This window comes from Pseudoduganella sp. GW821-FHT05F09 (assembly GCF_059419605.1).
Genome location: NZ_JBWKSD010000006.1, coordinates 431428 through 442940 on the forward strand (window position 1 = coordinate 431428; position 11513 = coordinate 442940).

The window sequence follows — 11513 nt, forward strand, 5'->3', positions numbered from 1 at the left end:
GACGCAAAAGTCATTTGCAAAGATTGTGTCACAGCTTATAATTTTTAATTAACGGAAAGTCATTTACTTTCTGGCCGGAACCATCATAGTGGCAAAGTGTTATCACCGCAATCCACAGCAAAAGGAATTATTGTGTACTCCCTGAAAAAATTGCGTCCTTCCCACGCCATCGGCGGGCTGACAATCTGCGCCGCCGCCGTCCTGCTGGCGGGCTGCAGCAAGCCGGCCGAAAAGACCGAAGACATCCGCCCGGTACGCGCCATTGTGCTGCAAAGCAGCGACGTCGATGTGAACGCCGAGTTCTCGGGCGAGGTGAGGGCGCGCGTGGAGTCGCGCCTGGGCTTCCGCGTGCCGGGCAAAATCGTGTCGCGCAGCGTGGACGTGGGCTCGGTGGTGAAAAAAGGCCAGCAGCTGATGCAGCTGGACCCGCAGGACCTGAAACTGTCGCAGGCGCAGGCGCTGGCCGCGCTGCGGGCGGCGGAAACCTCGCGCGACTTCGCCAAGGCGGAACTGAAGCGCTACCAGGACCTGAAGGCGCAGAATTTCGTCGCCCAGACCATTTTGGACGGCAAGGACTCGGCCTATAAATCGGCCCAGGCCAATGTGGACGCGGCCCAGGCGGGCTACCGCGCGCAGGCCAACCAGGCCGGCTACGCTGCGCTGGTGTCCGATGTGGATGGCGTGGTGACCGCGGTGGACGCGGAAGCCGGCCAGGTGGTGGCGGCCGGTACGCCGGTGGTGCGCGTGGCCAAGTCCGGCGACAAGGAAATCGTCATCGGCATCCCCGAAGACAAGGTCGATGCGCTGAAAACCATTTCGGACGTGCAGGTGCGCCTGTGGGCCAGCCCGCAGCACGCCGTTCCCGGCAAAATCCGCGAGATTTCCCCTGCGGCCGACCCGGCCACGCGCACCTATGCCGTGAAGGTCACCATTCCGCCCAGCCTGGGCGAGGCCAAGCTGGGCATGACGGCCGTGGTGCAATTCGCTTCCAAGACCGCGCAGCCGCAGATCAAGGTGCCGCTGACGGCGCTGCATTATGAAAAAGCCACCACTTCGGTGTGGGTGGTTGAAAACGGCGCGGTGAAGCTGGTGCCGGTGGTGCCTGCCGGCGTGGCGGGCAATGACATCGTGCTGGCTTCCGGCGTGAAGGCCGGCCAGACCGTGGTGACCGCTGGCGTGAACGTGCTCAAGCCGGGCCAGAAGGTCCGGATACTGGGCGATGAACTGAGCAAACCGGAGCTGAATAAACCCGCAGCGGCCAAGGCGGTTGCCGGAGCCGCCAAATGAAGGACGGCTTCAATCTCTCACGCTGGGCGCTTGAGCATATCCCGCTGACGCGCTACCTGATGGCTGTGCTGCTGCTCGGCGGCATGCTGAGCTACGCCAATCTTGGCCAGGACGAGGACCCGCCGTTCACCTTCCGCGTGATGGTGGTGCGCGCCTTCTGGCCGGGCGCCACCTCCCTGCAGATGGCGCAGCAGGTGACCGACAAGCTGGAGAAGAAGCTCCAGGAAACGCCGCACATCGACGAAATCAGCAGTTATTCCAAGCCCGGCGAAACGCTGATCATGGTCAAGCTGCGCGAGTCCGCGCCGCCGAGCGAGACGGCCGAGGCCTGGTACCAGGTGCGCAAGAAGATAGGCGACATCAAGGGCACGCTGCCGCAAGGCGTGCAGGGGCCGTTCTTCAACGACGAATTCGGCGATACCTACGGTTCCATCTTCGCGCTGTCCGGCGACGGCTTCACCTACGCCGAAATGAAGGACTACGCGGACTTCGTGCGCCAGCAGCTGCTGGGCGTGTCGCAGGTGTCCAAGGTCGAGCTGTTCGGCGTGCAGGACGAAAAGGTCAATATCGAGTTCTCGCACAAGAAGTTTGCCCAGCTGGGCATACCGTTCGAGTCCATCGTCAGCCAGATCGCCACGCAGAACACGGTGGAATCGTCCGGCGTGCTGGTGACGCCGACCGACAACCTGCAAGTGCGCGTCAGCGGCGCCTTCAAGTCCGTCAAGGAGCTCGAGGAGCTGGAGCTGCGCGCCAACGGCACCACTTTCCGCCTGGGCGACTTCGCCACCATCAAGCGCGAATACGAAGATCCTCCGACCGAGAAGATGCGCTTCAACGGCAAGGAAGTGATAGGCCTGGGCGTGTCGATGGAGAAGGGCGGCAACATCATCAAGATGGGCCAGAGCATGGAGAAGACCGTGGCCGAGATGAAAGCCAAGCTGCCGGTCGGTATCGAGCTGCAGCGCGTGTCGGACCAGCCTGAAGCCGTCAAGGCCTCGGTGGGCGAGTTCGTGCACACGCTGATCGAGGCGGTGCTGATCGTGCTGGCGGTGAGCTTCGTCTCGCTGGGCATGCACACCAAGCCCAAGTTCCGCCTGGATGCGCGTCCCGGCCTGGTGGTGGCGCTGACCATCCCGCTGGTGCTGGCCGTGACCTTCCTGTTCATGCGCATGCTCTCCATCGACCTGCACAAGATTTCGCTGGGCGCGCTGATTATCGCCCTCGGCCTGCTAGTGGATGACGCCATCATCGCCGTGGAAATGATGGTGCGCAAAATGGAGGAGGGCTTCTCGCGCTTCGACGCCGCCACCTTCGCCTACACGTCCACCGCGCTGCCCATGCTGACCGGTACGCTGATTACCGTGGCGGGCTTCCTGCCCATCGGCCTGGCCAAGTCGGCGGCGGGCGAGTACACCTTCACGCTGTTCTCGGTGAACGCGCTTGCGCTGATCATTTCGTGGTTCGTGGCGGTGATTTTCACGCCCTACATCGGCTACCTGCTGCTGAAAGTGCAGCCCCATGGCGACGGGCACCACGAACTGTTCGACACCCCCGGCTACCGCAAATTCCGCGCTGTGGTGAACTGGTGCGTTGAATGGCGCAAGACCACCATCGCCGCCACGCTGGCCGTCTTCTTCCTCGGCGTGTACGGCTTCGGCTTTATCGAGAAGCAGTTCTTCCCGGACTCCAGCCGCCCGGAACTGATGGTGGAAATCTGGATGCCGGAAGGGACTTCCTTCGCCGCCAATGAAAAGCAGGTCAAGAAATTCGAAGCCTATATCCAGAAGCAGGAAGGCGTGGTCAGTGTGACCAGCTACGTCGGCACCGGCAGCCCGCGCTTCTACCTGCCGCTGGACCAGATTTTCCCGCAGACGAACGTGTCGCAATTCGTGGTGCTGCCCAAGGACCTGAAGGCGCGCGAAGCACTGCGCCAGAAGATCACCGATCTGTTCAAGGTGGACTTCCCCGAAGTGCGCGGCCGTGTGAAGCTGCTGCCGAACGGTCCGCCCGTGCCGTATCCGGTGCAGTTCCGCGTGACCGGCGGCGAGGTGGAGAAGGTGCGCGCCATCGCCGACCAGGTGAAGGACATCATGCGCGCCAATCCGAACACGCTGGGCGTGAACGACAACTGGAACGAGTCCGTGAAAGTGCTGCGCATGGACCTGGACCAGGACAAGATGCGCGCGCTGGGCGTGACCACGCAAACGGTGATGCGGGCCGCGAACACCATCCTGTCAGGCACCACGGTGGGCCAGTTCCGCGACGGCATCAAGCTGATCGACATCCAGGTGCGCCAGCCGCTGGAGGAGCGCAGCACCATCTCCATCTTGAACGACACCAATATTCCTACGCCTAGCGGCAAGTCGGTCACCATAGGCCAGCTGGCGCGCGTGCATTTCGTGTGGGAGCCGGGCGTGGTGTGGCGTGAAGGCCGCGAATGGGCGATTACCGTGCAGTCCGATGTGGTGGAAGGCATACAAGGCCCCACCGTGACGGGGCAGATCGATCCCAAACTGGCCGAGCTGCGCAAGAACCTGCCGGCCGGCTACCGCATCGACGTCAAGGGCGCGGCGTCCGACAGCAGCGAGGCGGAGGCGTCGATTTCGGCCAACCTGCCGCTGGCGATCTTTATCATCTTCACGCTGCTGATGCTGCAGCTGCACAGTTTCTCGCGCGCGCTGCTGGTGTTCCTCACCGGCCCGCTGGGCGTGGCCGGCGCGGCGGCGGCCTTGCTGCTGCTGGGGCGTCCGCTGGGCTTTGTGGCGAATCTGGGCATTATTGCGCTGTTCGGCATGATTATCCGTAATTCTGTGATCCTGGTGGACCAGATCGAGCAGGACATCAAGTCCGGCGTGGCGCCGTGGGACGCCATCGTGGAATCGGCGGTGCGGCGCTGCCGCCCCATCATCCTGACGGCGGCCGCGGCGGCGCTGGCCATGATACCGCTGTCGCGTTCCGTGTTCTGGGGGCCGATGGCGGTGGCCATCATGGGCGGGCTGATACTGGCCACGGCGCTCACGCTGCTGTTCCTGCCGGCGCTGTACGCGGCATGGTTCCGCGTCAAAAAACCGGTGCAAACGTGAGCGGCGCAAGGGTAAATTGCAGAGGAATCAAGGCATTACATTTTTAATGTTGTGTTTGAGTTAAAAAACCCTTCCGTACTCGGAAAAAAACAGTAAAATACCGCGTTGAAGTTGAAAGCCCCTGCTGAGGCGGGGTGGGGCGGCCCCTTTTCAATGGACCTTTATTGAAAACGGCCCGCCCTTTGCTTTTGTACAAATACGCCGCGAGGATGGCGAAATTGGTAGACGCACCAGGTTTAGGTCCTGACGCCAGCAATGGTGTGGGGGTTCGAGTCCCCCTCCTCGCACCACAGTATTCTTTATATTTTTTGGACGATTTTTACATGGCAACTGCAGTCGAAACCCTGGGCAAACTCGAACGTCGTATCACGATCTCCTTCCCGCTGAGCGAAGTCCGCACGGAAGTTGAGAAGCGCCTGAAAGTGCAAGCCAAATCGGCTAAGGCACCAGGCTTCCGTCCTGGCAAAGTGCCCATGAAAATGGTCGCCGCACAATTCGGTTATCAGATCGAAACCGAAGTGCTGAACGATAAGGTCGGCCGCGCGTTCAACGACGCCGCCAACGCAGCGGAACTGCGCGTAGCAGGCTACCCGCGCATCGAACCGAAGAACGATTCGCCTGAAGGCCAGCTGGCTTTCGACGCTACGTTCGAAGTGTATCCGGAAGTCGTCATCGGCGACCTGTCCACCGTTGAAATCGAAACCGTGAAAGCCGAAGTGTCGGACGCGGAAATCGACAAGACCATCGAAATCCTGCGCAAGCAGCGCGTGCACTTCCACACCAAGGGCGAAGCCGGTGAACACGGCGACGGCGGTGCTCCTATCGCCGCCAATGGCGACAAAGTGACCGTGGACTTCGTCGGCTCGATCGACGGCGTGGAATTCCCAGGCGGCAAAGCTGAAGACTACCCGTTCGTGCTGGGCGAAGGCCGCATGCTGCCGGAATTCGAAGCCGCCACCGTGGGCCTGAAAGTCGGCGAATCCAAGACCTTCGATCTGGCTTTCCCAGAGGACTACCATGGCAAGGACGTGGCCGGCAAAACCGCCCAGTTCACCATCACCCTGAAACAGCTGGAATGGGCGCACCTGCCGGAAGTCGATGCTGAATTCGCCAAATCGCTGGGCGTAGCCGACGGCGACCTGGCCAAAATGCGCGAAGACATCAAGGTCAACCTGGAACGCGAAGTGACCGGCCGTGTGAAAGCACGCAACAAGGAAGCCGTGATGGATGCGCTGGTCAAGTCCGCCACCCTGGACGTGCCGCAAGCCCTGATCGCCCAGGACACCGAGCGCCTGGCCGAAATGACCCGCCAGGACATGGCTCAGCGCGGCATGAACGTCAAAGACGTGCCATTCCCGCCAGAACTGTTCGCCGACAAGGCCGAGCGCCGCGTGCGCCTGGGCCTGATCCTGTCGCAGCTGGTCAACGAGAACAAGCTGCAAGCGCTGCCTGAGCAAGTCAAAGCGCAAGTGGAAGATTTCGCCCAAAGCTACGAAGATCCGCGCGAAGTGCTGAAGTACTACTACAGCGACCGCCGCCGTCTGGCTGAAGTCGAAGCCCTTGTATTAGAAGAAAACGTCGTTAACTTCGTTCTGGGCCTGTCGAAAACCACGTCGAAAGCGGTAGCCTTCGACGAGCTGATGGGAAGCAACGCGCAAGCGTAATCCAGCTTAAAGAAGCTGCATCACAAGGAAAATGCATGATGAACCGTAATCCGGCACTCGACACCGAAATGCTCGGCCTGGTGCCGATGGTGATTGAACAAAGCGGCCGCGGCGAGCGCTCCTATGATATCTATTCGCGCCTGTTGAAGGAGCGTGTGATTTTCATGGTGGGTCCAGTCAACGACCAGATGGCCAATCTGATCGTGGCCCAGCTGCTGTTCCTGGAGAGCGAAAATCCGGACAAGGATATCTCGCTCTACATCAACTCTCCTGGCGGTTCGGTTTCGGCCGGCCTGGCGATCTACGACACGATGCAGTTCATCAAGCCGGACGTGTCCACCCTGTGCACCGGCATGGCGGCGTCGATGGGCGCCTTCCTGCTGGCGGCAGGTGCGAAGGGCAAGCGTTTCTCGCTGCCGAACTCGCGCATCATGATTCACCAGCCGTCGGGCGGCTCGCAGGGCATGGCTTCGGACATCGAAATCCAGGCCAAGGAAATCCTCTACCTGCGCCATCGCCTGAACTCGATCATGGCCGAACGTACCGGCCAGACGGTGGAACAGATCGCCAAGGACACCGACCGCGACCGATTCCTGTCCGCCGAGGAGGCCACCGAATACGGCCTGATCGACAAAGTGTTGACCAGCCGCGGCTAATGCGTCCTCAGCGCTGAGAACCAAAAAAGACGCCCGGACGCTACAACGTTCCGGGCGTTTCTTTTTTATTTCAGGTAGCATGTGCTATGTACGCCGCCGCACAGCTTGCTTCGCGGCGTGTACCCGCACCAATATTGCAACTACTTAAACAAGTCCCATGTCCGAGAAAAAATCCTCCAGCGGCGAAAAACTCCTCTACTGCTCGTTCTGCGGCAAGAGCCAGCACGAGGTCAAGAAGCTGATCGCCGGCCCGTCCGTCTTCATCTGCGACGAATGCATCGACTTGTGCAACGACATCATCCGCGACGAGACGTCCAGCATCGAGTCGGTCACCGGCGCCAAGTCCGACCTGCCGACCCCGCACGAAATCAAGGAATTGCTGGACCAGTACGTCATCGGCCAGCAGACCGCCAAGCGCATCCTGTCGGTTGCGGTGTACAACCACTACAAGCGTCTGAAGCACCTGGGCAAGAAGGATGACATCGAACTGGCCAAGAGCAACATCTTGCTGGTCGGTCCCACCGGCTCGGGCAAGACCCTGCTGGCGCAGACCCTGGCCCGCATGCTCAACGTGCCGTTCGTGATCGCCGACGCCACCACCCTGACCGAAGCCGGCTACGTGGGCGAAGACGTCGAGAACATCATCCAGAAGCTGCTGCAAAGCTGCAACTACGATGTGGAGAAGGCGCAGCGCGGCATCGTCTACATCGACGAGATCGACAAGATTTCGCGCAAGTCCGACAACCCGTCCATCACGCGCGACGTGTCGGGCGAGGGCGTGCAGCAGGCGCTGCTCAAGCTGATCGAGGGCACCATGGCCTCGGTGCCGCCGCAGGGCGGCCGCAAGCACCCGAATCAGGACTTCGTGCAGATCGACACCACCAACATCATGTTCATCTGCGGTGGCGCCTTCGACGGGCTGGCCAAGATCATCTCCAACCGTTCGGAGAAGAGCGGCATCGGCTTCTCGGCCTCGGTCAAGAGCAAGGAGCAGCGCGCGCTGTCGGACGTGCTGCTGCAGGCGGAGCCGGACGACCTGGTGAAGTTCGGCCTGATCCCGGAACTGGTGGGCCGTCTGCCGGTGATCGCCACCCTGGCCGAACTGACCGAGGAAGCGCTGATCCAGATCCTGGTCGAACCGAAGAACGCCCTGGTCAAGCAGTACGCCAAGCTGCTGGACATGGAAGGCTCCGAGCTGGAGATCCGCCCGGCCGCATTGCACGCCATCGCCAAGAAGGCGCTGGCCCGCAAGACCGGCGCGCGCGGCCTGCGCTCCATCCTGGAACACGCATTGCTGGACGTGATGTATGAACTGCCAAATGAGCAGAATGTGAGCAAAGTGGTGATTGATGAAAATACCATCACCAGCGGCGCGAAACCCTTGCTCATTTATCAGGAAACCCCAAAAGCCTCTGGTGAAAATTAAATAAGTACTGCACACATGCGCAAAATTCGTTTTGCATCCATGGGGCAAGGCGGTACAATTTAAATCAATAAGAGAATGCAGGCTTCATTCGGAAAGCCACACGCGATGCCTGCGTCGCGCGTGGCTTTTTTATTTGAGTTTGCATATTTTTATAGCACGGCAGTCTCTCTGTTAAGCAATACACAGTATTTCAGAGAATTATTATCTGCCGGGTCTTGTGATTTGGCATCTTTGCGCCAATATCTGCAACACGCTTTCACATAAGGTACGCCATGACAACTTCCAAATTAACTGAGCAAACTCAACTGCCGTTATTGCCGCTGCGGGATGTTGTAGTTTTCCCGCATATGGTGATACCGCTGTTTGTAGGTCGCCCCAAGTCGATCAAGGCGCTGGAAGCCGCGATGGAGCAGGGCAAGAGCATCATGCTCGCCGCCCAGAAAGCTGCCGCCAAGGACGAACCTTCCGCCTCCGACATCTATGAAATCGGTTGCGTGGCCAATATCCTGCAGATGCTGAAACTGCCGGACGGCACCGTCAAGGTGCTGGTCGAGGGCGCCCAGCGCGCCCGCATCAACAAAATCACCGACGCGCCGACGCACTTCGTGGCCGATCTGACCCCGCTCGATTCCGAGGTGGGCGACGATTCGGAAATCGAAGCGATGCGCCGCGCCATCGTCCAGCAGTTCGACCAGTACGTCAAACTGAACAAAAAGATTCCACCGGAAATCCTGGCTTCGCTGTCCGGCATCGACGACGCCGGCCGCCTGGCCGACACCGTGGCTGCCCATCTGCCGCTCAAGCTGGAGCAGAAGCAGGTCATCCTGGAGATCTTCAACGTCGCCAAGCGCCTGGAGCACCTGCTCGGCCAGCTGGAAGGCGAGCTCGACATCCTGCAGGTGGAAAAGCGCATCCGTGGCCGCGTCAAGCGCCAGATGGAGAAGTCGCAGCGCGAGTACTACCTGAACGAGCAGGTCAAGGCCATCCAGAAGGAACTGGGCGAGGGCGAAGACGGCGCGGACCTGGACGAGCTGGAAAAGAAAGTGGCTGCCGCCAAGATGCCGAAAGAGGCGCTGGACAAGGCCAACGCCGAGCTGAAAAAGCTCAAGCTGATGTCGCCGATGTCGGCCGAAGCCACCGTGGTGCGCAACTACATCGACACCCTGGTCGGCCTGCCGTGGAAGAAAAAATCCAAGGTCAACAACGACCTGGCGAACGCCGAGAAAGTGCTCGAGGGCGACCACTATGGCCTGGACAAGGTCAAGGAACGCATCCTGGAATACCTCGCGGTGCAGCAGCGCGTCGACAAGCTGAAGGCGCCTATCCTGTGCTTCGTGGGTCCTCCGGGCGTCGGCAAGACCTCGCTGGGCCAGTCCATCGCCCGCGCCACGAACCGCAAGTTCGTGCGCATGGCCCTGGGCGGCGTGCGCGACGAAGCCGAGATCCGTGGCCACCGCCGTACCTACATCGGCTCCATGCCGGGCAAGGTGCTGCAGTCGCTGGCGAAAGTGGGCGTGCGCAATCCGCTGTTCCTGCTGGACGAAATCGACAAGATGGGCGCGGACTTCCGCGGCGATCCGTCGTCGGCTCTGCTGGAGGTGCTGGATCCTGAACAGAACCACACCTTCTCGGACCACTACATCGAAGTGGACTTCGACCTGAGCGACGTGATGTTCGTGGCGACTTCGAACTCGTACAACATCCCGCCGGCCCTGCTGGACCGCATGGAAGTGATACGCCTGTCGGGTTACACGGAAGACGAGAAAACCAATATCTCGCAGCGCTACCTGCTGCCGAAGCAGATCAAGAACAACGGTCTGAAGGAAGAAGAGATCTCGGTATCGGAAGCCGCGCTGCGCGACATCATCCGCTACTACACCCGCGAAGCCGGCGTGCGTTCGCTGGAACGCGAAGTGTCCAAGATCTGCCGCAAGGTGGTGAAGATGCTGCTGCTGAAGAAGACCGAGAAAAAGGTCGCCGTGACGCCGAAAAACCTGGACAAGTTCCTGGGCGTGCGCCGCTACGACTTCGGTGTGGCCGAGAAGGAAAACCAGGTGGGCCAGGTGGTCGGTCTGGCATGGACCGAAGTGGGCGGCGATCTGCTGACCATCGAAGCCGTGACCATGCCGGGCAAGGGCGGCGTAATCCGCACCGGCACCCTGGGCGACGTGATGAAGGAATCGATCGAAGCGGCGCGCACCGTCGTGCGCAGCCGCGCCAACCGCCTCGGCATCAAATCCGAGGTGTTTGAAAAGAGCGATATCCACATCCACGTTCCTGAAGGCGCCACGCCGAAAGACGGTCCTTCGGCCGGCATCGCGATGACGACCGCGCTGGTGTCCGTGTTCACCGGCATCCCGGTGCGCGCAGACGTGGCGATGACGGGCGAGATCACGCTGCGCGGCGAAGTGCTGCCGATCGGCGGCCTGAAAGAGAAGCTGCTGGCGGCGCATCGCGGCGGCATCAAGACGGTGCTGATCCCCGAGCAGAACGTGAAAGACCTGGCCGAAATTCCGGACAATGTGAAAAACAAGCTGGAAATCGTGCCGGTGCGCTGGATCGACAAAGTGCTGGAAATCGCACTCGAGCGCCAGCCGCAAGCCATCGTGGAAACCCCGCCGGTAGAGGCGGTGGCGGCTGCGGCGGCCAAAGTTGACGGACAAGGCGAAGTGGTCAAACACTAAGCCCATCCGCCGGGACAGCTCGCATTAATTGTCCCTTCAACCACAAACAGGCGCTTTTTAAGCGCCTGTTTTAACTTTTGCTGTGGTTTTGTACTGTGTTTCCCTTGACACAACGTTGCACGGCTTGTTTAATACGGCCTGAGATTTTCTCTGCCGTGTAAAAACGGTATAAACGATATAAACCTTTGTGACGGGGAAGCTTGTGAACAAGACTGAATTGATCGACCATATTGCCACTTCCGCTGACATCTCGAAAGCGGCTGCTGCGCGCGCACTGGATGCGGTGATCGATGGCGTAACTACTACTCTGGCCAAGAACGACAGCGTCACCCTGGTCGGCTTTGGCACTTTCTCCGTGAGCGAACGCGCTGCCCGCACCGGCCGCAATCCGCGCACGAAAGAAGAAATCGTGATCGAAGCAGCCAAAGTTCCTAAATTTAAAGCTGGCAAAGCTTTGAAGGATGCAGTAAACTAACGGACTTCGGTGAGCCGCTGGCTCACTGGAGCGGTTTGATTGGGCGCTTAGCTCAGTTGGTAGAGCGGAGCCCTTACAAGGCTTAGGTCGGGAGTTCGAGCCTCTCAGCGCCCACCAGTCAAACCAAGCGCAGTAACAGTGATGCTGTACCTGTATTTGCTGGAGCGGTAGTTCAGTTGGTTAGAATACCGGCCTGTCACGCCGGGGGTCGCGGGTTCGAGTCCCGTCCGCTCCGCCA

At 60.3% G+C, this 11513-nt stretch carries 7 protein-coding genes and 3 tRNA genes; all 10 read left to right on the top strand.

The features are described from left to right. Positions 1–132 precede the first annotated feature (132 nt). The 10 genes from AC07S4_RS21635 to AC07S4_RS21680 all read left to right on the top strand — a co-directional run bounded on the left by AC07S4_RS21635 (position 133) and on the right by AC07S4_RS21680 (position 11513). Positions 133–1287, top strand: coding sequence for an efflux RND transporter periplasmic adaptor subunit (locus AC07S4_RS21635; protein ID WP_494988615.1), 1155 nt, complete (start codon positions 133–135; stop codon positions 1285–1287). Beyond that, positions 1284–4370, top strand: coding sequence for an efflux RND transporter permease subunit (locus AC07S4_RS21640; RefSeq protein WP_494988616.1), 3087 nt, complete (start codon positions 1284–1286; stop codon positions 4368–4370). The genes AC07S4_RS21635 and AC07S4_RS21640 overlap by 4 nt, the downstream gene beginning before the upstream one ends. A gap of 203 nt (positions 4371–4573) precedes the next feature. Next, positions 4574–4660: transfer RNA gene (locus AC07S4_RS21645), tRNA-Leu, on the top strand. Between the two features lie 33 nt (positions 4661–4693). After that, complete coding sequence (gene tig, locus AC07S4_RS21650; RefSeq protein WP_161073449.1) at positions 4694–6034, top strand: trigger factor; 1341 nt, start codon at positions 4694–4696, stop codon at positions 6032–6034. 38 nt (positions 6035–6072) lie between these two features. Next, positions 6073–6690, top strand: coding sequence for an ATP-dependent Clp endopeptidase proteolytic subunit ClpP (gene clpP / locus AC07S4_RS21655; protein ID WP_161073499.1), 618 nt, complete (start codon positions 6073–6075; stop codon positions 6688–6690). A 157-nt stretch (positions 6691–6847) separates the two neighbouring features. After that, entirely contained in the window at positions 6848–8116 is a 1269-nt protein-coding gene (clpX, locus tag AC07S4_RS21660; RefSeq protein WP_494988617.1) for an ATP-dependent Clp protease ATP-binding subunit ClpX, read from the top strand. Between the two features lie 272 nt (positions 8117–8388). Next, positions 8389–10800: an endopeptidase La gene (gene lon / locus AC07S4_RS21665; protein WP_228892480.1), complete on the top strand. Its 2412-nt coding sequence runs from the start codon at positions 8389–8391 to the stop codon at positions 10798–10800. A gap of 187 nt (positions 10801–10987) precedes the next feature. Then, positions 10988–11275, top strand: coding sequence for an HU family DNA-binding protein (locus AC07S4_RS21670; protein WP_321170254.1), 288 nt, complete (start codon positions 10988–10990; stop codon positions 11273–11275). A 41-nt stretch (positions 11276–11316) separates the two neighbouring features. Further along, positions 11317–11392, top strand: a tRNA-Val gene (locus AC07S4_RS21675). Between the two features lie 44 nt (positions 11393–11436). After that, positions 11437–11513 (top strand) — tRNA-Asp (locus AC07S4_RS21680).

Excerpts from the sequence above, each read along its gene's own strand:
- tig (WP_161073449.1), top strand. The coding sequence starts at position 4,694 with ATGGCAACTGCAGTCGAAACCCTGGGCAAACTCGAACGTCGTATCACG.
- lon (WP_228892480.1), top strand. The coding sequence starts at position 8,389 with ATGACAACTTCCAAATTAACTGAGCAAACTCAACTGCCGTTATTGCCG.
- clpX (WP_494988617.1), top strand. The coding sequence starts at position 6,848 with ATGTCCGAGAAAAAATCCTCCAGCGGCGAAAAACTCCTCTACTGCTCG.
- clpP (WP_161073499.1), top strand. The coding sequence starts at position 6,073 with ATGAACCGTAATCCGGCACTCGACACCGAAATGCTCGGCCTGGTGCCG.
- AC07S4_RS21640 (WP_494988616.1), top strand. The coding sequence starts at position 1,284 with ATGAAGGACGGCTTCAATCTCTCACGCTGGGCGCTTGAGCATATCCCG.